The following is a 22,591-nucleotide window of genomic DNA, read 5'->3' on the forward strand; positions in this document are numbered from 1 at the left end:
AGAGAGGGTCTTCTCTTCTTCTCTCCCGCCCCCTGGACCCGCCCCGTCCCTCCTGATAGGATAGAAACGACCGTTTTCAGACATGCAACCGAGGGAGGGTCGGCTCCTGAGCCCGCGCGCGAATCGCTTTATCCTTTACGGGATCCTCGCCGGCGTCGTCCTCGGCGCCTTGTCGGGCTGGGTCTTCGGCGAGCGAATGACGGCCGTCGATTGGATCGGCGGTTTCTTCCTGGACGCCCTTAAAATGATGGTCGTGCCGCTGGTGGTCTCGTCGATGATCGTGGGGATCACCGGGCTCGGAGACGTGCGCCGCCTCGGCCGGACCGGCGCCACCGCCATCCTGTACTATGTCGCCACCACCGGTCTGGCGGTCCTCCTCGGCATCATCCTGGTCAACATCATCCACCCCGGTTCCGCGTTCGAATGGGCGGGCGGCGCGATGCCCGACGCGGTCCTCGGCAAGGAAACCACCGGCATCATCGATGTCTTTCGCTCCCTGGTCACGCCCAACCTGATCCGGGCCGCCGCGGACACCCAGATCCTGCCGCTCATCGTGTTCTCGCTCCTCTTCGGGGCCGTGCTCACCACGATCGGCGAGAAGGGGCGGCCGGTGATCCGCTTCTTCGACGGCGTCAACGAGGCGATCCTGAAGATCGTGCTCCTGGTTCTTTTCATCGCGCCGGTGGGCGTGTTCGCTTTGGTCGCCTCCCGGCTCGGGCAGGCGGGGGGCGGCGGCGCCTTCGTCGCCGAAGTATCCAAGATCGGCCTCTACGCGCTGACGGTGATCGTCGGCCTTTTCCTCCACGGCGCGGTGACGCTGCCGCTGATCCTGTTCTTCGTGGCGCGGCGCAATCCCTGGAGATACCTGTGCGACGTGGCGCCGGCGGTGGGGACCGCTTTCTCCACCGCCTCCAGCTCGGCCACGTTGCCGGTCACCATCGAATGCTGCGAGAACCGCGGCGGCCTCTCCAAACGCTCCTCCTACTTCATCCTCCCTCTCGGCGCGACGATCAACATGGACGGCACCGCCCTCTACGAATCGGTGGCGGCGATCTTCATCGCCCAGGCGGTCGGCCACCCCCTTTCGGCGGCGAACCAGGTGGTGATCTTCCTGACCGCCACGCTCGCCTCCATCGGCGCCGCCGGCATTCCCCAGGCGGGGCTCGTCACGATGGTGATCGTGCTCCGCGCCGTCGGCCTCCCCCTCGAAGGGATCGGCATGATCCTCGCGATCGATTGGTTCCTCGACCGGTGCCGCACAGCGGTGAACGTTTGGGGCGACACGGTGGGGGCGGCGGTTCTCGATCGGATCGATCCCGTATGCGAAGGCGCGCCCGGTGAATTCGAGTCGCCCCGATGACGCCCCTCCGTTTCCGGGAGATCTTCCGTTTCTATCTCCCGCTGATGCTCACTTCGCAGATGATGACCCTCTCGGGACCGCTCATCAATATGGGGGTGGGGCGCTCCGCCGATCCGAAACCGGAGTTCGCCGGCTTTTGGCTCGGCTTCACCGTGACCATGTTTATCGAGAGCCCGACGCTGATCATGCAACCCGTGTCGGCGGCGCTCATCGGCGGAAAGCGTTCCCTCCGCCGCCTTGTTCTCGTCTCGGCGCTGCTCGGTCTCGCCGCGGCGGCGGTGATCCTCCTGGTCGCCCTCACCCCCGCCGGGGGCTTCCTCTTCTCCCGCGTGATCCCCACGACGGAACGAGCGGCGGTGGTCGCCCGCCGGGTGATGATCGTCCTCTCGCCGGTCCCCATCTGGATCGCCTTCCGCGCCGTCGCGAACGCCCTCGCCCTTCGGGAAAAACGGACCGGACTGATCGCCATGGCGACCGGCTGCCGCCTGCTGGTGATCGCCATCCTGATCGCCCTTGCCGCGGGGGGCTCTCTCGGCGTCCCCGGCGCGGAGTCGGGCGCACTTGCCCTCACCGCGGGCATCGCCGTGGAGACCCTCTTCATCGCCGCCGCGACGCGCCGCTTCTGGAGAGGAGACCGCGCCGGCGCGCCGGCGGGGGACGACCCGGACCTTCCCTACCGCGAGATCGTCGCCGTCGCCTTTCCCCTCGCCGTCTCCGCCTGGGTTTGGTCTACCATCCGTCCCCTCATCAACGCGATCCTCGGCCTGCTCCCCGATCCGGAACTCGCCCAGGCCGGATTCGGCGTGGTGACACCCCTCCTCCTTCTCACCTCCTCGGCGCTCTGGGCGCTGCAGAACGTCACCCTCATTCTGCCGGAGTGCCGCGAGGACCTCCGCAAGGTTCTCCATTTCGCCGCCGCCGCGACATTCTTCTTCATCGCCCTCATCACCCTCTTCCTCTTCACGCCGATCCGCGACCTCCTCCTGGACCGATTTTTCAACCTCTCCATCGAGATGCGCGCCGTAGTGGCGCCGGCGCTTTTCCTGATCCTACTGGAGCCTCTCTTCCTCACCGCCCGCGCCTCGGCGCAGGGACTACTCGTCCGCGCCCGCCGTACCGGAGTCTTCTCCGTCATCAGTCTCGGGAAAATCCTCGTTCTCGGATTGACCGGCTACCTGGCGGTTCGAACCGATCCGAGCCTGAACGGCGCGTTCCTCGCGACGGCGCTCTTCGTCGGCGGCGAACTTTTCGACGGTGTTTTTTATGTATTAAAGGCTCGTTCGGTGGTGCTCTCCGGGGGGCTCTTCGCGCACGTGGCGCCCGCACCGGCCGGCGCCGCGCCGGAAGGGGACCCGGCGGTGGAGGCGTGAAAAAAAGGGGGTCCGGCGCGCGAGAGACGCGCGACGGAAATCAACGAAGAAGGACCGCCCGCCCGGTCGCGTGAACGCCGCCCGCCTCGAGACGGATCAGATAGATCCCGCTCGGCGCCGCCCGGCCCGAGTCGCCCCTCCCGTCCCAGACCACCTCTCTCTCCCCCCCATCGAAGAATTCATCCGCCAGAATCGCCACGAGACGCCCCCGCGTGTCGTACACGGCGAGAAGGACCGGAAGCGATTCGGGAAGAAGAAAGCGGACGGTCACTTTTGGGTTAAAGGGGTTGGGAAGGACCGGAAGGAGCGCGGGAGCGGAAGGGGGCGACTCGACCGCGGCGGAGGGGAAGGGGGGCGGCGGCGCGGAGTCGGGCGGGGCGCCGGGATCGAGTGAGTCCGCGGGTGCGTCGGTCGTGTCGGGCGGGACGGGGGGGGCGCCGGGATCGAGTGAGTCCGCGGCAGCGTGGGCGAAAACACGGATCTCCGGCCACACACCGCCCTCTCCGTCCGCTCCGTCGGACCAAGGCGTGGCGACTGCGTACGACTCCACCGATCGCGCCGGAAGCTCGTCGAAAAAGAGCCAGCCCCCGGCCAGCATGGACGCCGCGAAATCCTCACCGTAAAGAGCGGAGAGGCGACTCGCCGTCTCCGGGTCCGTCTCTCCGGCCGCTTCATCCGCCCCGGCGCGCCGCCATACCGAATAGCGGACCGGCGCCGTTCCGTCGATCGGGACGGCCGCGGTTCCTTCCCAAGAGAGGATCGCCGCACGGTCCGCACGCCCGCCCCCCTCCGCGACGAGCCGCGGTTCCGGTTCGGAAGCATCGGCGGCCGGTAGCGCGAACAGAAGCGCCACGACCGCGGCCACGGCCGCCGTCCGGAGCCCCTCTCGTCTATGGAAAACAATAAACGGCACGGTCGCCTCCCGCCGGCCGTCGAGTCACCGGCCTCTCCCTGCTTGTAGGATAACCCACCCGGAGCGAATCGCCCAACACGGCGGCACCGGCCCCGGGCTTCCTAACGCCGTCGCCGAATGACGAGCCAGAGGAAGAAGGGACCGCCGAGGAGCGCGGTCAGGATCCCGACGGGGAGTTCCGTTTCGGCGAGAACGTTGCGGGCGACCACGTCGCACACCACGAGGAAGGGGCCGCCGATCAGCACGGAGCCGGCGATCAGGTAACCGTGGGAGAGGCCGAGCAGATAGCGGAGCGCGTGAGGGACGATCAGTCCGACGAATCCGATCGGTCCGCAGGTCGCCACGGTCGCGGCGGTGAGAAAGGAGGCGGCCAGATAGACATGAAGCCGCACGCGATCGACCCGCACTCCCCGGCTCCGGGCGATCTCCTCGCCGGAGACGAGCAGGTCCAGGTCGCGCCGGAGGTAGAAAAGCGTCGCCGTCCCGACGAGAAAAGCGGGGAAAACGGTGAGCGCCGGCGCGTAACCGATCGTATCGAGGCGCCCCATCATCCAGCGGACCACACGATAAGTCTCGGTGAAGTCGGCGAAATACTGCGCCGTCAGAAGAAGCGCCGCGAAGAAGTAGGAGAGCGCCACCCCGGCGAGGAGAAGGTGAAGCGTGGAAAGGCCGGCGCCACGCCGCGCGAGGCCGTAGAGAAGCGCAACCACCAGGAGCGCGAAAGCGAGGGCGAAGAGGGCGGTCCCGTCCAGACCGAACAGGACACCCTCGACGCCGAGAAGCACCGCCACCGAAGCGCCGAATGCGGCGCCGGAGCTGACGCCGAGGGTGAAGGGGGTCGCGAGCGGGTTCCGGAAAAGCGCCTGGAAGGAGAGCCCTGCCAGAGAGAGGGAAGCCCCGGCGAGAAGGCCGAGCAGCAGCCTCGGCACCCGCAGCGTCCAGAAGATGAAGAATCGCGTCGTTCCTTTATCTCCGAATAAATCGTCGAGGCCGATCGGTTCGCGCCCGAAGAAAGGGGCGGCGAGAAGGACCGTCACGAAAAGAACGGCGCAGAGCGCCAGAAAGCCCGCCCGCCCGTCCCGCGGCCTCCGTCCGCTCATTCCTCATACTCCCCGGGGAGAACGATCATTCCCCCCGTCACCGGATGGGGCGCTAAAAGGAAGCGCGCGCCGTAGATCTCCTCGAGCGCCTCCACTCGTGCGATCGCCTCCGGGATTCCCTCCCGAACCACGCGGCCGTCACGAAGCGCGACGATCCGGTCCGCGGAAAGGAGCGCGCGGTTCACCTCGTGCGTGACGATCAGAAGCGCCAATCCCCTCTCCCTCCGCGCCCGGTCCAGTACGCGAAAGATCGCCTCCCGCGAGGTGGGATCGAGGAATGTGGTCGGCTCGTCCACCAGGAGGAGACGGGCGTCCTGGGCGAGCGCCGCCGCGATCAGAATCGCCTGCTGCTCTCCTCCGGAAAGCGTATCGAAGGGCCGGTCCGCGTAATCGAGAGCGCCTACCTCGCCGAGCGCCCTCTCCACCCGCCGCCGGTCCTCTTCGCGATGGGGCCGCCACACCGACAGGTAAGGGTACCGCGCCTGCGCCGCCATCTCCCTCCCGGTGTAAGGGATCTCCGCGTCACGCACCTGGGGGACATAGGCGACCCGGCGGGCCGCTTCGCGCGGATCGAGTCGGGTTCGGTCCTCGCCGCGGAGGAAAACCGTCCCCGGAGGCGGCGGCAAGACACCCGCGACGTGCCTCAGGAGGGTAGACTTGCCCGCGCCGTTGGGACCGATCAGGGCGACGGACTCCCCCTCGCCGACACGGAGTGAAACGCCGCGCAGTATCTCGCGCTCGCCCCGCCTGCACCGCAGCGACTCGACTCGGAGCACGATCAACCCGCCTCCCGAAGCGCCGCGCCGAGTTCCTCGACGATCCGCGCCATCCTCGGCCCGGGAACCAAAAGATGGTCGCCGACCAGGACGTACACGCGCCCCTCCTCCGCCGCCTTCAGACCCGGGAGCGTCGCCCAAGCCGCGCGGGCGAGACTTCGCTCCGTCTCCTGATCCGTCCCGTCCGGGCGCAGCTCGATGATCACTTCCGGGTTCTTATGGAGGATCTCCTCGACGCTCACCTCGGGATAGCGGGCCAACGCATTCTCGAACACGTTTCTCCCCCCGGCCCGGAAGAGCAATTCGTTCAGGAAAGTGCCCGGTCCTACGGCGAAAACGTCCTCGATCCGGCGCCCGGCGCGGCTGACGACGATCATCGTCCGCCGACGGATCGACGGGGGAGCGCTCCGTACCGCCTCCATCCTCCCGCGGATGGAATCGACGAGCGCCGCCGCCCGATCCGCCCGGCCCGTCGCCCCTCCGATCCGCTCGATGGAATCGAGGACGTCCTCCACCGTGTCGTTCCTCACCGTCAGCGAGCGGATTCCGCGCGAAGAGAGCTTCTCCCCGAGGCCGCCGTGCGCCGGCAGCATCAGAACCAGGTTCGGCTCGAGCGCGAACATGCGTTCCAGATTCGGATTGAGGAGCGCCCCCACCTTCGGCTTCTCCGCCGCCTCGGGCGGATAACGGCAGAAATCGGTCACGCCGACGACGCGCCCCCCCAATCCGAGACGGAAAACGATCTCCGTCAGGTTGGGGGAGAGGGAGAGTATGCGCAGAGAGTCCGGGGAGAGGTCGGAGGATTCTCGGCCACCCGGCGTCGTTTCCCTGAAACGGAAAAAGAGAAGGATCGGAACGAGAAGGATGACGAGAAAGAGCCACCTGCGCAAGGGAAGTCTCCTTGGGGGATTCCGGGCGCCCGGGTTTCGAGCGCGCCGTCGGGGAGGCGGACCGCGCCATCCCTTTATCGGCCGATTGTAACGCCCGTCGCCCGGAATGGCGAATCCTATCACAGGAAGCCGCGCCCGCGCCCGTCCTTCGAAGAAAAGGATACGCATAACCGTGCGCGCATTCGTTCGCCCCGGGCCGGACACCAATGCACGGACAATTCATTGAAAACCGGTTTGTTAGAATACAAATATACGTATGATAATTTGTTCGCGCCCACCACCCCCGCGCGCCGATCAAAGAATTCGAATTGCATGTGGCGTGGCCTCGGATCCCATGCCCGCGACGGCCCTGCGCCTATTTGAAGACTCTTCTTTCCGTGCCGATCATGGGCCGCTTCGGGAGAACAGGAGTATAATGTTTATGTGGATGCACACGCCACCACCCGGAAGGAGTCCCGCCATGCGGAAATTGCACGCCCTCCTTATCGCCCTCCTCTTCTTATCCGTCATCGCCTGCGGAGGAAAGGACAATCCCGTAGACCGTACCGATCCCTTCGAGCTCCGTAAAATCCCGGCCGAGTTGGCCGCGGACGTGGAGACGGTGGTGGAGGCGAACAACCGTTTCGCCCTCGATCTGTACGGCGCCCTGAAAAACCGGGAAGGGAATCTATTTTTCTCCCCCTTCAGCATCTCCACCGCACTCGCCATGACCTGCGCCGGCGCGCGCAATGAAACGGCGGACGAGATGGAGTCGGCGCTCCACTTCGACGTGGTGCAAGACAATCTGCACGCCTCCTACGGCGCGCTCGTGGAGAGCATCGATCGCGGTTCCACTACCGGCGGCTACCGCCTCTCGACGGCGAATCGTCTTTGGGGGCAGGCCGGGTACCACTTCCTCGACGAGTTCCTCGCGACCTGCGCGAACGACTACCATGCGCCGATGGACACCCTCGACTTCGTGGCCGATCCCGAGAGCGCTCGCGTCACCATCAATGACTGGGTGGAGGAGAAGACGGAGGGGAAGATCGAGGATCTTCTACAGCCCGGAACGATCCACGATCTGATCCGGCTGGTGTTGACCAACGCGATCTACTTCAAGGGAGACTGGCTCTACCAATTCGACGAGACGGAGACGGTAAGCCGACCCTTCCACCTTTCCGGCGGCGGCGAGACGTTCGCCCCGTTCATGTCGCAACGGGAAGGTTTCGGTTATCTGCAAGGAGATGGTTTCGCGGCGTTGGAAATGCTCTATGTGGGGGAAGATCTCTCCATGCTCGTCTTTTTGCCCGACGAGAGAGACGGCCTCGGCGAGATCGAAGCGCAACTCACCCACGAGAACCTGGAGAGCTGGATCGCATCGCTCGACACTCGAACGGTCGACGTGTTCCTGCCGAGTTTCACCTTTACGACGACCTTCGCCCTCGTGCCGGAACTCGCCGAGCTGGGGATCGAGGACGCCTTCATCCCGGGCGCCGCCGATTTTTCCGGAATCGACGGTACGAGGGAACTCTTCATCGGCGACGTCATCCACAAGGCTTTCGTGCAAGTGAACGAAGAGGGGACCGAGGCGGCCGCCGCGACCGCCGTCACCGTCGACGCCTCCTCCATCCCGGACTACCCGGTTTTCCGGGCGGATCATCCCTTCCTTTTCCTGATTCTGGACCGCGTAACCGGAAGCATCCTTTTCCTCGGTCGGGTGGATGACCCGACCGCCTGAACCTCCTCCGGGGCCGGCTCCGGGCGCTCGATCGCCCGGACCGGCCGGCCCTTGAATCACTCAACTAAATACCGCACAGCACGTTGAACGGCCCGCCCAACACATGCGCATCGAGGAATCTATTTGCACCCCCTCCGGCTGTTCTTTTTTGCTGTCCTCCACGCCCCCCGATGCCGATCTCCCGTCCGTGGGCGGAAGCCCCCTTTCCCTTGTCGCCCACCCCGTGCGTGGTACACTTGGATTTGTGACGGGAGGATCCCATGGGACGAAATGACGAGACGCCTCCCGAGCAGAAGGAGCGGGAGTGTTCCGGCTCGGAGCCGGTTCAGGGCTGTCCGGGCGGACCACTGATCACGATCTCGCGCGACTTCAGCTGCGGCGGAGGAACGGTGGCGAAGAAACTCGCCGCCCGGCTCGGTTGGAACTTCTACGACCGATCCCTGCTCGATCGCATCGTGGCGCAGAGGCGGGGAGAGGGAGGCGGGTTCGACGACCTCGGCGAGGACGCCCCGGAGCATCTGGGCGACATGGCCCGCTCGATCTTTGAATCCGGCTATAAAGGGGACAAGACGTACATGCGCGCGCTGGTGCGCGCCCTACTCGACGTCTCCCGCGAGGGGAACGCGGTCCTCGCCGGTCGAGGCACCAACTTCCTGATCCCCGAACGCCGGCGTCTCGCGATTCGTCTCGCCGCTCCGACGGATTGGCGCATCGCCCGCTACGCCCGGGTCCTCGAGACCGACTTGGACAAGGCGACCGACGCCGTCCGCCAAGAGGACGAACGCCGCCGACGTTTCTGCCGGGAGAACATCGATAGGGAGATCAGCGATCCCCTCGCCTACGATCTGGTCATCAACATGCGATCGATCGACACCAACACGGTGCAGCTCCTCATCCTGAACGCGCTCCGCTCCCGTTTCGACCTGAAGGAGACGGCCCTTCCCCTCTCCGACAGCGGCATCCGCCCCCTCTGATCGTCCCAATCGCCCCACAAAAATCACATTACTCAAATCGCATTTGTGTTCCGGGCCGCACTCCGCCCATCACCGCTACCGGGATGGGTAGTGGAGGATGGCCAAAGGAACACCGAGAAAAACGGTCCCGAGAACCGTAAAAACGACCCTGTAGAGGCCCTTCAGACGTATTCGAATTTGGTTATGTGTTGTCTGACTAGAGGAATTAACGCACGTAGCCGAGGGCGCGGAGGTTTTCGATCTGCTCCGGAGAGAGCTCGACGTCGGCCGTATCGGCCGGCTCCCCCGCCATGACGCCGAAGGGGCCCCCTTCCGCGGCAAAGCGTTCGTAATCACCGAGAAATCGGGCAATCGTGTCCGGAAGGTCCGCGCCCCGATCGGCGTTTTCCCGTGGATCCGCTTCGAGACTGTACAGCTCCTCGGCGCCATCTAATATGGAAAGGATCGTCTTCCACTCCCCACGCTGGATCGACCGGAGAAAGAGGGGAAACGAACCGGTCACCTTCTGCCCCTCATCCTCTTCCCAGGAACGGTTCCGCGTTTCGGCCAAGACGACGCGCGTTTCTCCGTTTGTCTCCGCTTGGAGCGGGAGGGGCTCCCCCTCGATTCCGGCGGGAGTCCCGACGCCGGCCGCCCGGAGCACCGTCGGCAACACGTCGACGGTACGAACCGCGGATGAAACCAGCGCCCCGCGCGCGAAGCCGGGACCGCTCACCAAGAGCGGGATTCGAATCAGCTCGTCGTATAGAGTCTTGGTGTGGCTCAGCCGGCCGTGCTCCTTGAACTCCTCGCCATGGTCGCTCAGGAGAACCACCAGGGGTTCATCATCGAAACGTTCCCGGTAGGCGGCGAGCAGATCGCCGAGGGCGAGGTCGGCGGCGAATATCTCTCCTTCGTAGAGGTGGATCAGTTGCCGCCTCAGCGGCTCGGGCATCGGGATCTCCGGTTGGAAATACTCCTGGGGCGGCCGCCCGCGGATCGCCAACATGTCGCTCGGCCCTTCATCGAAAGCGCGGCGAAAACGGTCCGGCGGCTGGTAGGGGAGGTGAGGATCGAAGTAGTGCACCCACAGGAAAAAGGGCTCCTTCGCCTCCTCCCGCAGCCAGACGAGCGCCTCCCGGTTGATGTCCTCCGCCTGGGGTTGATTCTGGCGGGCCTGCCGGGCGAGGGCGAACGCCTTGTCTTCGTCCTCCAGATCCACATCCAGCTCGACGAAACGCTCGAAGCCCTTGTCGAACCCGTAGAGGGAAGAGACGAGCAGGTGGCCGTGGAAACCGGCGGTGGCGTAGCCGGCGCGGCGCAGCTCTTCGGCGATGGAGGGGGCGTTCCCATCGATTCGCCTGTCCACCCAGTATGCGCCGTGCTGCGACGGGTACCGTGAGGTCATGATGGTCGCCATCGACGGCAGCGTCCAAGGGGCGGCGGAGAAGGCTTCGGTGTAGAGCGTCCCGCCGGCGGAGAGGCGGTCGATGTTCGGCGTCCGGCCGGAGGGGCTTCCATAAGCGCCGAGATGATCGGGGCGCACGGTATCGATGGTGACGAGCAGAATATTAGGCCGCGACCGCGCGTCGCCGCCGCCGCACCCCGCGAGGGAGAGGGCGGCCAGGGCGAAGAGATACGCCACCGCCCGCCGCGCCGATCCGCGCATCCCGGCTCTCGCCGATCCTCTCGGGGATAGGCCGCCTTTCCCGTTGCTATCGCATGGCTTGACTCGCATTCTATTCTGAGTGTACTGTGCCGCTAGCATGAGCGCAAGAGACCCATCGCAAAGAACCCGGGGGCTCGGCCCGGCCGGCGTCCGCCGCGTCGCGGCGGCGGCGCTCATGCTCCTACCCGCGGCGGTCGCCCTGATCAACCTGGCGCCGTCGCTGCCGGACGGTTTGGTCGGCTCCGACACTTATCCGATCTTGCTCACCAGCGGATACCATTCGCCCGGCGAGCTGCTCGACGTACTCCGCTCCCGCCTGATGCCCGACTTCTTCCCCGTCGATTTCTACCGTCCGGTCGCGGGCGCGGTCTGGGGGGCGGGGCGCGCGCTCTGGGGGCTCGCGCCGCGCCCCTGGTTGCTCCTCCTTCTTCTGATCCACGCGGTGAACGTGACGCTGATCGCCCGAATCGGCCCCTTGCTCCTCGAGGAACGGGGGCGCGCCATCGGCTTTCTCGCGGCCCTCCTTCTCGCCCTCCACCCCTTGACCCCGGAAACGGTCCCGGTGGTCTCCCGCCTTCCCGACCTCCTCGGCGGGACGCTTGTTCTGCTCGTCCTTCTCCTCCGCGGCGGTGAGGCGCGGGGCGCGGGGCGCGCGCGCGCCGCCGGCGCCCTCCTACTCGCGCTCCTCGCTTACGGCACGAAGGAGGGGACCTACTTTCTGCCGGCGCTCCTCTTCGGTTTCGCGATGCTCCGCGGCCGCGGCCCCGGGCGCGCGCTCCGGGAGTCGATTCCCTACGCGGCGGCGCTCCTCCTCTTCCTCGCCCTGCGACGCTCCGTGCTCGGCGGAATCGGCGGATACGGCGAGGAGGGGGCGGGAACGTTTCATGCCCTAAGCACGGCGGGCGCGTTTCTCTCCGCTCTCGCCGCGCCCTTCGGTCCCGGAGAGACGGCGGCGGCGAACGGCGGCGCGGACTTCGGCCTGCGCGCCGCCTTCGCCCTCCTCCTCGCGATCCTCTGGACGGCGACGACGGGACGACGCGCCGACGAGCCCGTCGCGGGGACGCGGCGCCGCGCGATCCTTTTCCTGCTTCTCTGGATCGGTCTCGTGGTCGCCGTCCATCTGCCGGTGCGCCGCTTCAGCCACCGATATGCCTACCTCGGCCTCCTCCCGACCTGCCTCCTCTTCGCGGCGATCGCCCTCGGCCGTGTCCGCTCCACGGCCGGCCGCGTCCTCTCCGCTCTCTTCGTCGTCCTTCTGTTCTGGAACGGCACCTTCGCACCCCTCTTCGGAGGCTACCGGGAGTGGAAGGTCGGCGCGCGCGAGGCGGGCGTCTTCCTGGACAACGCGGCGCGCGCGATCGAGGCGGAACCGGGCAGGACCCGCTTCTTCTTCTCCGGTTGTCCCTGGAAGGTGAGCCTCCTCCGCGCAAGGACGCCCCACATCCAGCAGGCGTACATCCTCTCGTCGCGTTCGGTGCGCGCCTGGGCGGCGCTCCGCTTTCCGGAGCGGGAGATGCGGATCGAAGTGGATCGCGTCAGGATCGAGATCGAAGAGGTGGGCGGCGGAGCGATCCTCCACAGAAAGCCCGTGGGACCGGTTCGGCCGGACGAGGCGGAGGAGAACGGCGACGGGCGGGGGGGCGGTTCCTAGTCCCGCGATGCGCACCCTCGAGCGGAATCCCCGCGCGCGATCCGGGCTAGCGCGTCCGCGCCCGGTTCATCGCCTCGTCGATCGCCCGAGCCGCCACCTCGCATCCGGCGGGGTCGGCGTGGATGTGGTCCAGATAGAGAGGACCCGCCGCCGCACGGAAGGGACCGACCAGATCGATCACCGGAATCCCCGCCTCCGCGCCGACGTGGTCCACGATGGGTTGATAGGCGACGCGTTCCGGCGCCTCCCCCTCCACCTGATCGCGGAAAGGCCATACTAAAAGCAGAAGAGGTACGTCGTGGTCCGCGCAAACACGGTTTATCTCTAAAAGTGTTTCGCGAAACTCCTCCGGCGTGAGGCGGGGGCGCCTTTCGCCGTCGTTCTCGCCCACCCCCGAGACCCTCCCCCGACGGAGCAGCCCTCGAAGGGCGACGACCAGCCGGCTCCGGTCGAGAAGGCGGGCCGCGCGCCGGGCGGCCAGCGCCCGCGCCGTCTCCCGGTCCCCCCGCGGGCCCCAGGCGTCCACGTCGTTGAAGCCGAAGCAGGCGATCGCCAGGTCCGGCGCCGGGTCGAGGCCCCCTCCCTGCAGCAGGCGGAGTCCCTGGAAGGAGGTGTAGCCGGGAACGCCGGCGTTCCTCACCCGCGCGTCCATCCCCCTTCTCTCTCGAAGGATCGCTTCGAGACGGGCGGGCCAGGTCTCTTCGTCGCCGACGCCCACGCCGAAAGTGCAGGAGTTGCCCACCGCGAGAATCGTGAACCTCCCGCCGCTCCGCCCGGCGGGGGCGGAGCGCATCCCCCGGTTGTCGGTGCTCACCCGGAAATCGATCTCCGCGCCGCGTATCCGCCCGATGATCCTTTCGCGGCGCAGGTTCTCCCGGAGCGCCCAGAAACGGTCGGGATCGAAACGCATCAACCGGTTCATCTCCGAAAGGCCGAGGATGCGGATCATCTCCCGGTGAGTTTCGTAGAGGCCGGGATCGGGCGGGGGGGTAAAGAGGCGGGCCGCCCCCTCGAGAAGGGCGAAAACGACGAGAACCGTCGACGCCGAGAAGAGAACCTTCCGGCGGAGCGTCATCCCCTTCGACCGTTCCGGCTCCATCATGCCTTCCTCCCGCCGCGCCCGCGGCCGCATTCATCATACCCGGAACGTCCCCCTTTCCCAACCACGCCTTGGTCGTCGCGGCCGGACGCTGCTACAATCCCGGAGACAGGGAGAGGACGCCCGCGCCCATCCCCGGAGGTGGCTCCACCATGCCGCGACGCGCCGCGCTTTTTACGATCACCCTCCTTCTGCTCGGGACCTTCTGCTCCCGGGAAAAGGGCAAGGCCATGCACGAAGAGAACCACGCGCGCATCGCCGATCATTTGATCGACGAAGCCCTCCGCTCCGATCTCGCCTACGCCAAGCTTTCCCATCTGAGCACGCGGATCGGCCACCGCCTTTGCGGATCACACGCGCTGGAGGAAGCGATCACTTGGGCGGAGGAGACCATGCGCCGGGACGGGCTGGCGAACGTGCGGAGCGAACCGGTGATGGTGCCGTGTTGGGTCCGAGGAGAGGAACGGGCGGAGCTGCTCACGCCGGTCCGGAGGGAGCTGAAGATTCTCGGCCTCGGCATGAGCGTGGGAACGCCGCCCGAGGGGATCGAGGCGGACGTGGTCGCCGTGGAAAGCTTCGACGAGTTGGAGCGCCTCGGCCGCGAAGAGGTGGAAGGGAAGATCGTTCTCTACGCCGTCCCCTACGAGGGGTACGGCGGGACGGTGGATTACCGGCTCCACGGCGCTTCCCGGGCGGCTCGTCTCGGCGCCGTCGCCGCTCTGGTCCGCTCGATCAGCCCCGCGCGCCACGACACTCCCCACACCGGCACGCTGTTCTACGACGACGACTCACCGCGCATCCCCGCGGCCGCGGTCACCGTCGAGGACGCCGAGCGGATCCGCGGCGCGGCGGCGCGCGGCGAGCCGGTTCGTGCGCGCATCGCCATGGGCGCCCGCCTTCTGGGCGATGCCCCGTCGGCCAACGTGATCGGCGAGGTGGCCGGCCGTGAAAAGCCGGAGGAAATCGTACTGATCGGCGGGCACATCGACAGCTGGGACGTGGGCCAGGGCGCGCAGGACGACGGCGTCGGCTGCGTGATCGCCATGGAGGCGGCCCGCCTGATCCACCGTCTCGGCGCGCCGCCGCGCCGAACGATCCGCGTCGTTCTTTTTACGAACGAAGAGAACGGCACGCGCGGCGGAAAAGCCTACCGGGACGGTCACCGGGAAGAGCTGCCCCTCCACGTCGCGGCGATCGAATCGGACGCGGGGAACGGATTGGCGGCCGGCTTCGGCCTCGACCTGCGCGTCCCCGGGCTGGAGGGGGAGGCGTTGGAGCGCGCCCGCGCCCGCGGCGTGGAACTGCTCGCCCGGATCGCGCCCTTCTTGGAGCGCCTCGGCGCCGGAGACATGCGAACCGGCTGGTCCGGCGTCGACATCGGCCCCATCGTGGAGGCGGGGGTGCCCGGCCTCGGCATGCGGCACGACACGAGCCGTTACTTCGACGTGCACCATAGCGACGCGGACCGGATCGACCGGATCGATCCGGAGGCGCTCAGGCGGAACACGGCGATTCTCGCGGTGACCGCCTATCTTCTCGCGGATTTTCCGGAAAGCCTCGCGGAGATCGCCGCGGAGGAGAGGGACGGCGGTTCTTAGAAGACCGCTTTCACCACGGAAGGCAAGAGCGGAAGAGCGGTCGCTCACCGAATCAGCATGAGCCTTCGAACGCGGCTCTCGCCGCTCCACTCGATCCGTAAAAAGTACACGCCCGAAGCGACCGGCCGGCCGGCGTCGTCCCGGCCGTTCCAAACCACGGCGTGGGCGCCCGCCTCGCGCGAGCCCTCCACGAGCGTGCGCACCCGGGCGCCGCGAAGGTCATAGACGGCGAGCCGGACCGCGCCCGTCGCGGGCAGTCCGTACTCGATCGTCGCGTAGGCGTTGAAGGGATTCGGCCGCGCATCGTTCAGGCGGAGTCGCGCCGGCGGAAGCTCCGGCCGGATCGCCGCCACGTCGAGCCGAAGGGACACCCTCTCCCCGCCCGCGCCGATCATCTCCACCGCCTCCGGCCGCAGCGAGGGCGTCTTCCCCTCGCCGTCGGGCAGGACACGAATGAGATCGTAGACGCACGCGCCATCCCCCCTCGCATCGAAAAGGAACACGCCCACCGAGCCGGTTTCCCCGTCCACGGCGACGATCGTCCGGGAGGGATCCGCCGGCAGGGCGGCGGCCGGATCGCCCTCCTCCACGCGGAATCGCGCGCGGACCGCCCGGAGCGGGAAAGAGGATGTGAGACGGATCACGGGTTCCGCCGAGGCGACGCAGGCGAACTCCACCTTGCCCGCGCCGGCGGGCGGCGCCGGCGCGCCGGCGGCCAGATCCCGCCCGAGGAGCACCACGTCCGACACATTGATCCGCCCGTCCCCGTTGGCGTCGGCGCCGAGGCTCTCCTCCGCCGTCGGCGTGAACACGCCGAGCAACGCCTCCAGCAGACGGGTCGCGTCCTCCATCTCGGCGCGGCAGTCCCAATCGACATCTCCCGCGGGCCGCGGCGGCGGGGCGAGGGAGACATCGAAACCGATCGGCCGGCGGCCGGGAGGAACCGGGTCGGTATCGATGAAGAGGCTCTCCCGGTACGAAATGCCGCACCGGTACTCGCCGGGGCGGACCCGCACGGTCTCCTTCTCGGCGGCCGCGACCACTCCCGACGGCGGATCGAAAACCATCCAATCCCCCGGATCGCTCACGGACCAACCGAGAGATCGGTCGTATCGATTTTCCAGGACGAGCAGGGAATCGACGAAGAGCGTGTCGGAGCCGTTGCCGAAGGGGAGGCGGGTCGCGCCGGCGATCAGCTCCAGGCCGGGCGCGACGCCGAGACTGAAGACTCGGACCGCCGACGCGGGTCCGGGACCGCAATTGTTCCAGCCGGAAACGCGCCAGCGATAGGAGCGATAGAACTCGAAGCCGGAGACCTCCGCTTCGTCGCCCGTGACCAGGGAGTCGACGAGCAGCGTGTCGAAGAGGGGATCCAGCGCCACCTCGAGCCGAACCGCCACGGCGCCCGCGTCGGCGCTCCAGGCGAAAAGCACCGTCGTCTCCAAGTCGGTGGCGCCGTCCGGGGGCGCCGTCGGCGTCGTCGATCCGGGCGGGCTGATCGCCCGGCCGATCGCCTGGCAGTTGCCGTAGGTTTCGCCGCAGCGGTTCGCGGCCGCGACCCGGTAGAGGTAATCGAGACCGGCCGTCGGCGTCGTGTCGTCGTAGTCCAGGCCGCCGAGCCCGGGTGGAACGGCGCCGATCTTCACGAACGGCTGCGACGACGGGGTCTGCTTCCGGTAGATTCGGAACTCGCTCAGCTCGGATCCGATGTAGGCCGGATCCCAATACCAATAGACCCGGACCGTGCCGCAGCGGTTGCTCGATGCGGAGCACTGCGAGGGCGCCGGCGGAGGCGCGGCCCGGGAGCCGCGGGCGGAGCACGCCGCGGCGGCGACGAAGCATCGGTTTCCGGCGCGAACCGTGTAGGTGGACGAATCGCCGGCGGCGATGGTCGCGTCCAGGAGGCTGTCCGTCCCCGCGGGAACGTCGGCGAAAACGTGGCCGTCCTTCGACCGAACGACCCGGTACCATTCGATGTCCGGGGAAGTCCAATTCCAACGGACCGTGATGCCGGCGCAGGCGCCGCGGGTGGCGGTGCAGGCGCCGGCGGGCGCCGGGGCGATCTCGCCCGGAATGCGAACCGCCGCCGTGCACGCTTCCGCGGACCGCCCGCAGGCGTTGACGGAAAAGATCGTATAGATGTAATCCGTTCCTGAATCGAGCGAGCCTTGTCCCGCGGCGATTATCCCCGGGCCGACCGAATCGACCGGGCCGGCGCCGTTCCGGAAAAGGACGTAGCCGAGCCCGGCGTCCACCACGGGGCTCCAGGAAAGGTGGACCGAGTCGCAGGAGGCGATCGAAGCGGCGGCGGACGAGGGGGGCGAGGGGGCCGCTTCGATGGTCCTTCCCGTGTCGCTTACGATCGGGGATTCCTCGCAGTTGTGGGCGCGAAGGGTGTACACCGCCTCGGCCGGCGCGTCGCCGTCGACGTATTCGTACGAATCGCCGGACAAGACCACCGTCCAGCCGCCCGCGCCGGTACGGGTCAGCGAGTAGGTCCACACGGGGCCCCCCGTCGCCGGCGGGTTCCAATGCAATTCCACCGCCCGGCACAGATCGCGCGAAGCGGTGAAGTCGGCCGGCGCGGCGGGCGCCGAAAGGGAAACGCCGCTATCCTCGCACGCCTCGGACCAACCGCAGAGGCTCCAGCCGCGCACGCCGTAGAGCGCGCGCTCGTTCGACGGCGCCGCGACGTGGGTCAGCGTGTACGGCTCCGTGGTGCGAACGCCGATCGAGTCGCCGTCCCGGTATACCACCCAACGCTCCACATGCCCCGGTGAGGTGGGGGCGGTCCACGTAACGCGGACCCGGCCGCAAAGACTGTCGCTGGCATCGCAGCTGTTCGCCATCGGAGGAGCGCCCTGGCGCATGCCGCCGTCCGACACCGAGCCCGGAGAGAATCCGCAGGAGCTTCGTGTGCGAAGCGAGTAGGTCGCCGCCGCCATCGGCGCGACCGACGAATCGCGGAAGACCGTCGGGGCGTCCCCCGCGACCGCGCCGAGCGAATCGCCGTCACGGTAAAGGATGTAGCGGAGGATCTCCCATTCCACGGCGCTCCAGGTCAGCTCCACGTAAGCGCAGAGCGCGTCCGACGCGTCGAAGAGCGCGGGGAGGGGCGGATCGGCGCCGCGCAACCCGTCGTCCGCCGCGGACTGCGCCGAGTAGCCGCATCGGTTCCAGGCGCGGACCGAGTACTCGTATAGGCTGTCCGGCTCGCCGTTCGTGTCGGACCATGAAAGAGGCGATCCGGTCGCCACGCCGATCGAGTCGCCGTCCCGGTAGAGGACCCAACGCTCCACGAAACCCGTATCGGGCGACGCGGTCCATGTAACGACCGTCTCGTCGCATCGGTCGTCGGTGGCGTCGCAGCTCGCGGGCGACGGAGGACGGCCGATCCGCATCCCCGTGTCCGGCCCCGCCGCCTCGGAGAATCCGCAGGCGTTCCAAGCGCGCACCGAGTAGGCGTGGCGGATCATGGAGTCGGCGCCGGCGTCCGCGAAGGAGGGCATCGCGCCCCGGGCGACCACGCCGACCGAGTCGTCGTCGCGAAAGACCACATAGCGTTCCACGTCGCCGGCGGTGGTGTCCCAGCTCACCTCCACCGCGGCGCAAAACGAATCCGTCGCCGAAACGGCGGTGGGCGCCGGAGGCAGATCGCGGCGCGATCCGGCCGCCTCCGCGGACGAGGCGGTATCGCACAGGCCCGCCGCGTCGACCCGGTACACATGAACCACGCCGCGGGCGACGGATTCGTCGAGCCACGACGTCTCGGCCGCGCCCGGCGAGGCGACCAACGTGTCGTTCCGGAACACGCGGTAACCGACGGCGCCCGCCGCCGCCGCCCAGGTGAGGCGCACGCCGGCGCAGGCGGTGTCCGTCGCCGCGAAGGATCCCGGCGGGGAGGGCGTCCCCGGCGCGAGCCCCGAGTCGGGCGCCGAGTCCCCCGAGGGGCCGCAATCGTTAACGCCGCGCACCACGTATTCGTACGCCGCTCCCTCCACCGCCGAGGTGTCGCTCCAGGCGAGTGAGTCGGCGGGAAGGGAGTCCGCGACCACCACGAAACCGCCCGATCCGGCGGGGCGTCGCGCCACCGCATAGAGAATGCCGGCGGCGGTGGAGGAATCGGCCCAGGCGAGACGAACGCGACCGCAGAGGGTGTCCGTGGCGGTCAGCCCATAAGGCGGATAAAGTCCCTCGCAGGAAACAACGAAGTCGTCGACGAACCAGCCGCGGAAACCGTTTCGGTTCGGATCGGCCGTGTCGAAAATAAAACGGAACCGGATCTCACCTTCGGCGCCGGTGCTACAGGAATAAACCTTCTCCTCCCAAACACCGGGCTCGCCGTACCCACCCGAGGTTATCGGCACATCGTCCTCGGGCGATGGAGGATACGAGGTGCCGATCACGGTGGCCAAGGGCGTGTAGGCGGCCCCGCTGTCGTCGGAGAACTCCACGTACATCCAGTCCGTAGAGCCGATGCCGACGCTCTCCACCTCCCACCAGGTCCGGAACCGGATCCGGACTTCTCGGCCCGGCGGGGCGAAGATCACCGGCGTCCAGGCCGTGTCCCTTCGCGCGGCGAGGGATGTTCCTCCGTTGCCGGCGCTCTGCGCCGCCGGATCCCAGGGCGCCACGTAGGTTCCCGTCGATTCGTCCGCCGCGACGAGGCAGGCGTTCCCCTCCGCCGCGGCGGGCCACCACCCGTCTTCGGAAAGGGTCACCAGGCTCTCCCGAACCGCCGGGGCTACCTGCACCGTCTCCGGTGCCGCGGTCCGGTGCCAACCGCCCCGCATCTCCCACCGGAGGGAATCGGCGACTTCGAAGTTTTCCCGATAGGGAAAGGTGGCCGCCCGGGCGGGACGGAGAAGGGGCGCGAGGAGAAGGGGGAGAAGGATGACGAAGACGCGGGCGCGTCCGCCGATTCCACTCACGGCTAAAATTCCCAGACGAGGGAGGAAAACGCGTCGAGACCGGAGAGGTCGACGGCGCCTTCCTCCGCCTCGCCGAAAAGACCGGAGAGGCGTATCTCGAGTGCGCTCCGGGCGCCGAGACCGAGGCGCGCGCCGCCGCCGGTCCGCCAGACCCGGCCCGACCCGAGCAGCCGCTCTCCCTCCGTCGTCACGCCCGAGTACTCCCCGTAATCGACGAAGGCCACGGAAGCGAGCAGAACCAGGCGGCCCGAAACGGGGTGGGCGTACTCGGCGCGCAGCTCCAGCGCGTCACCCGTCAGGCCGCGAACCAGGTACCGCTCCAAGGAAAGGGAATCCGGATCGCCGGCGGCGAAGGCGCCCTCTTCGGAACCCTCTCCCTTGAAGAGAAGGAAGGCGGAGAGGTCGAGGGTGCGGCCGCTCGGGAAGTGGAGGAGCGCCTCGCCGAGCAGGTCGACTTGGTCCCCCTCGTCGAAAAAGGCGGAGCCGTTCTTCTCGTCCCGCGCGAAACGCCGGTAACGAATATCGCCGGACAGGTCGTATCGGATCCCGCCCGCTTCGATCCCGCGGGCCGCGCCACCGGCGAGGTAAAACTCGTCGCCCGGTTTATAGCGCACCGTTCCGTCGTCGGTCTCGATGTAGTCGTACTCCCCATTCCGGAGGTACCCGGCGCCGACGGAAACAAGAGGACCGCCGGGAACCGTGAAAACCCGCGCCCCCCCGAGGCCGACGTCGAATCCTTCGCCGAGACGTTTAACGGGAAAACCGAAGAGCCGGTTCGCCATGAGCCCGGCGAGCAATTCCTCGTCCGGTTCGATCGGCGCGCGACCGGTCGGAAGTCCGAGGCTCAAGTCGACGCGCCAGCGGCCGCGGTCCAGGAGGAGGGCGCCGGAGAGACGGGCGTCGACGAGCCCGGCGTAGTCCGATTTCCCCTCCCCCTCCGTGGAGGCGATCGCGTCCCGCAAGAGGAGGGAGACCGAGCCGACACGCCCGATCCGCCGCCGCACCTCCAGCGGCGTGGTCCAGAGAAGCGCCTTCTGGTCGGGCGAACCTTCCTTCTTCACCGTCCAGTCGCGGAGAGCGAAAGAGAGACGCGTCTCGAAGGGGGGCGGGTCGTCGAGGCGGATCTCCTCCGATCCACCGGTCGAGGCTCCGAAAAGGAGGGCCGCCAACGCGGCGCCGAAGACCGCGATTCGTCTCATGGCCGGTCCACCCGCACCGTGAGTTCCGCCCCCGAGGAGGGACGCATCACGGAGAGATCGTTCTCCTCGCCGAAACCGACGGGCGGGGCGGGCCCGAGCATCGCCGCCGTACGGTCGAGCCGGCGGGTCCGCGCCTCCTCCCGCGGCCTCTCGAGCTCGGCCGCCGCGATCGCGGCGATCGTCTCCCGGTCCCCCGCGACCCTTTCCAGGCGCTCCTCGGCGAGGGCGAAACCGGGATCGAGGCGGAGCGCCTGGCCGAAGAGAGAACGCGCCCGGTCATGATTCTCCCGGTCCTCCGCTTCGAGGGCGTTGCAGTAGGCGAGGAAGGCCTTGAAATTGGTGGTCGGCACATTCATCCACTCCGGGTCCGTCTCCCGCGGCGGCGGCAGGTCGAGCATCTCCATCACCGCGCTTACGATCCGCCGCTCCATGTCGAAGAACTCGGAGAGACGGCCGCTGAGGGAAGTGGGGGCGTGCACGTCGCCGGTGAGGTTGTCCACCAGGAAGAACTCGATTCGCACCTCGTCCCTCTCCTCTCGCGGGAGGATGGTCCCGCCGAGGGACCACCCTGCGCCGAGCGTCATCTCGGGGGACCGGTCCGTGCCGGCGCTCCGGCCGCCGGCGGCGTTCGCTTCACGCCGGAAAGATTCATAAAAAAGACGGGGCAACACGTGAAGGCCCTCGAGGCGAGAAAGGTCGGCGATCAGCTGCTCGGCGAGCCCTTTCCCCAGGTTGCCGTAGATCTCGGTCTCGGCGAGCACATCGAAATAACGAACGGCGATCACGTCGCCGGAAGGCTCTTCGGGTTCGTCCAGCGCCTTCCGCGCTCGTTCGCCGTAGATCTCCCGCACGAGGCGGGCGATTCGGCCCCGCACGGATCGAGCCACCACCGACCCGCCCGCCGATCCCGGATAGGAGCGGTAGGCGGCGATCGCCCGGTTCCATTCGCGGCGCCCCTCTTGGGCGAGACCGAGGAGGAGGGGGACGGCGCGGTCCTCGGGGAGGAAGTCGCGGGCCGCGCGGAGATGCTCCACCGCCTCTTCATAGCGGCCCGTCTCTAAAAAGGCGCGGCCGAGGTCCCGGCGGAGAACCCCGTCGCCGGGAGACCGATACACCTCCGCTTCCAGAACGGGAATCGCGTCCTCCCAGCGGCCCTCGTCGAGGGCTCGATCGATCCGCCCGCGGGGACCGAAGGCGCAGGAGAGAATCGCGAGGGGGAGGAGAAGAAAGAGAAGGGCGGCGGCGGTCCGGCGCCGGAAGCCCGGGAGGTCGCGCCGGCGGGCACAGCGCGGGCGCCCGATGGATTCCAGGGGGAAGCACATTTCCCGTCTCGCCTCTTCGTCGGGGTTTCCGGGGATAGGAGCG

15 protein-coding genes are annotated in these 22,591 nt (G+C 67.9%); 6 read left to right on the plus strand and 9 right to left on the minus strand.

Annotated features, from left to right (window positions below):
• Positions 1-82: 82 nt before the first annotated feature.
• Together JW958_12800 and JW958_12805 are read left to right on the plus strand one after the other, a co-directional pair.
• On the plus strand, positions 83-1,360 hold the full coding sequence (locus JW958_12800; GenBank protein MBN1827128.1) for a dicarboxylate/amino acid:cation symporter: 1,278 nt from the start codon (positions 83-85) through the stop codon (positions 1,358-1,360).
• Positions 1,357-2,730 (plus strand): hypothetical protein, encoded by a 1,374-nt coding sequence (locus JW958_12805; GenBank protein ID MBN1827129.1) that lies wholly within the window; start codon positions 1,357-1,359, stop codon positions 2,728-2,730. The genes JW958_12800 and JW958_12805 overlap by 4 nt, the downstream gene beginning before the upstream one ends.
• Positions 2,731-2,770: 40 nt before the next feature.
• On the opposite strand, the gene JW958_12810 is transcribed toward JW958_12805, so the two are convergent.
• The 4 genes from JW958_12810 to JW958_12825 all read right to left on the minus strand — a co-directional run bounded on the left by JW958_12810 (position 2,771) and on the right by JW958_12825 (position 6,409).
• A complete protein-coding gene (locus JW958_12810) occupies positions 2,771-3,643 on the minus strand; it encodes a hypothetical protein (GenBank protein MBN1827130.1) in 873 nt (290 codons plus the stop codon).
• A 101-nt stretch (positions 3,644-3,744) separates the two neighbouring features.
• Positions 3,745-4,743, minus strand: a complete 999-nt coding sequence (locus JW958_12815; GenBank protein ID MBN1827131.1) for an iron ABC transporter permease — start codon at positions 4,741-4,743, stop codon at positions 3,745-3,747.
• The gene (locus JW958_12820; GenBank protein ID MBN1827132.1) at positions 4,740-5,525 is read right to left on the minus strand and encodes an ABC transporter ATP-binding protein; all 786 of its coding nucleotides are present in this window, start codon (positions 5,523-5,525) and stop codon (positions 4,740-4,742) included. Before JW958_12820 ends, JW958_12815 begins: the two co-directional genes overlap by 4 nt.
• Entirely contained in the window at positions 5,522-6,409 is an 888-nt protein-coding gene (locus JW958_12825) for an ABC transporter substrate-binding protein (protein ID MBN1827133.1), read from the minus strand. Before JW958_12825 ends, JW958_12820 begins: the two co-directional genes overlap by 4 nt.
• Before the next feature lie 460 nt (positions 6,410-6,869).
• Between JW958_12825 and JW958_12830 the strand changes: the two genes are divergently transcribed.
• Complete coding sequence (locus JW958_12830) at positions 6,870-8,126, plus strand: serpin family protein (GenBank protein ID MBN1827134.1); 1,257 nt, start codon at positions 6,870-6,872, stop codon at positions 8,124-8,126.
• 260 nt (positions 8,127-8,386) lie between these two features.
• Positions 8,387-9,100 carry a cytidylate kinase-like family protein gene (locus tag JW958_12835; GenBank protein MBN1827135.1) on the plus strand — a complete coding sequence of 238 codons (714 nt, stop codon included), beginning with the start codon at positions 8,387-8,389 and terminating at the stop codon, positions 9,098-9,100.
• 205 nt (positions 9,101-9,305) lie between these two features.
• On the opposite strand, the gene JW958_12840 is transcribed toward JW958_12835, so the two are convergent.
• Positions 9,306-10,748: a sulfatase gene (locus JW958_12840; GenBank protein MBN1827136.1), complete on the minus strand. Its 1,443-nt coding sequence runs from the start codon at positions 10,746-10,748 to the stop codon at positions 9,306-9,308.
• Between the two features lie 97 nt (positions 10,749-10,845).
• On the opposite strand from JW958_12840, the gene JW958_12845 reads away from it, so the two are divergent.
• Complete coding sequence (locus JW958_12845) at positions 10,846-12,399, plus strand: hypothetical protein (GenBank protein ID MBN1827137.1); 1,554 nt, start codon at positions 10,846-10,848, stop codon at positions 12,397-12,399.
• Between the two features lie 46 nt (positions 12,400-12,445).
• On the opposite strand, the gene JW958_12850 is transcribed toward JW958_12845, so the two are convergent.
• Positions 12,446-13,501: a hypothetical protein gene (locus JW958_12850; GenBank protein MBN1827138.1), complete on the minus strand. Its 1,056-nt coding sequence runs from the start codon at positions 13,499-13,501 to the stop codon at positions 12,446-12,448.
• 149 nt (positions 13,502-13,650) lie between these two features.
• Here JW958_12850 and JW958_12855 point away from each other — a divergent pair, with 149 nt between their 5' ends.
• Complete coding sequence (locus JW958_12855) at positions 13,651-15,096, plus strand: M20/M25/M40 family metallo-hydrolase (GenBank protein ID MBN1827139.1); 1,446 nt, start codon at positions 13,651-13,653, stop codon at positions 15,094-15,096.
• Between the two features lie 44 nt (positions 15,097-15,140).
• Here JW958_12855 and JW958_12860 read toward each other — a convergent pair whose 3' ends face one another.
• From JW958_12860 to JW958_12870, 3 genes are read right to left on the minus strand one after another with little or no spacing between them, the layout of a single operon-like run.
• Complete coding sequence (locus JW958_12860; protein ID MBN1827140.1) at positions 15,141-20,027, minus strand: T9SS type A sorting domain-containing protein; 4,887 nt, start codon at positions 20,025-20,027, stop codon at positions 15,141-15,143.
• 2 nt (positions 20,028-20,029) lie between these two features.
• On the minus strand, positions 20,030-21,226 hold the full coding sequence (locus tag JW958_12865) for a hypothetical protein (GenBank protein MBN1827141.1): 1,197 nt from the start codon (positions 21,224-21,226) through the stop codon (positions 20,030-20,032).
• Complete coding sequence (locus JW958_12870) at positions 21,223-22,548, minus strand: tetratricopeptide repeat protein (protein MBN1827142.1); 1,326 nt, start codon at positions 22,546-22,548, stop codon at positions 21,223-21,225. Before JW958_12870 ends, JW958_12865 begins: the two co-directional genes overlap by 4 nt.
• Between the last annotated feature and the right edge of the window lie 43 nt (positions 22,549-22,591).

This window comes from Candidatus Eisenbacteria bacterium, from assembly GCA_016930695.1.
GTDB lineage: Bacteria > Orphanbacterota > Orphanbacteria > Orphanbacterales > Orphanbacteraceae > JAFGGD01.

What these genes read in the sequence shown, in the direction of transcription:
- JW958_12800 (MBN1827128.1), top strand. Translation starts at nt 83, where the DNA reads ATGCAACCGAGGGAGGGTCGGCTCCTGAGCCCGCGCGCGAATCGCTTT.
- JW958_12805 (MBN1827129.1), top strand. Translation starts at nt 1,357, where the DNA reads ATGACGCCCCTCCGTTTCCGGGAGATCTTCCGTTTCTATCTCCCGCTG.
- JW958_12815 (MBN1827131.1), bottom strand. Translation starts at nt 4,743, where the DNA reads ATGAGCGGACGGAGGCCGCGGGACGGGCGGGCGGGCTTTCTGGCGCTC.
- JW958_12830 (MBN1827134.1), top strand. Translation starts at nt 6,870, where the DNA reads ATGCGGAAATTGCACGCCCTCCTTATCGCCCTCCTCTTCTTATCCGTC.
- JW958_12835 (MBN1827135.1), top strand. Translation starts at nt 8,387, where the DNA reads ATGGGACGAAATGACGAGACGCCTCCCGAGCAGAAGGAGCGGGAGTGT.
- JW958_12840 (MBN1827136.1), bottom strand. Translation starts at nt 10,748, where the DNA reads ATGCGCGGATCGGCGCGGCGGGCGGTGGCGTATCTCTTCGCCCTGGCC.
- JW958_12845 (MBN1827137.1), top strand. Translation starts at nt 10,846, where the DNA reads ATGAGCGCAAGAGACCCATCGCAAAGAACCCGGGGGCTCGGCCCGGCC.
- JW958_12850 (MBN1827138.1), bottom strand. Translation starts at nt 13,501, where the DNA reads ATGATGGAGCCGGAACGGTCGAAGGGGATGACGCTCCGCCGGAAGGTT.
- JW958_12855 (MBN1827139.1), top strand. Translation starts at nt 13,651, where the DNA reads ATGCCGCGACGCGCCGCGCTTTTTACGATCACCCTCCTTCTGCTCGGG.
- JW958_12865 (MBN1827141.1), bottom strand. Translation starts at nt 21,226, where the DNA reads ATGAGACGAATCGCGGTCTTCGGCGCCGCGTTGGCGGCCCTCCTTTTC.
- JW958_12870 (MBN1827142.1), bottom strand. Translation starts at nt 22,548, where the DNA reads ATGTGCTTCCCCCTGGAATCCATCGGGCGCCCGCGCTGTGCCCGCCGG.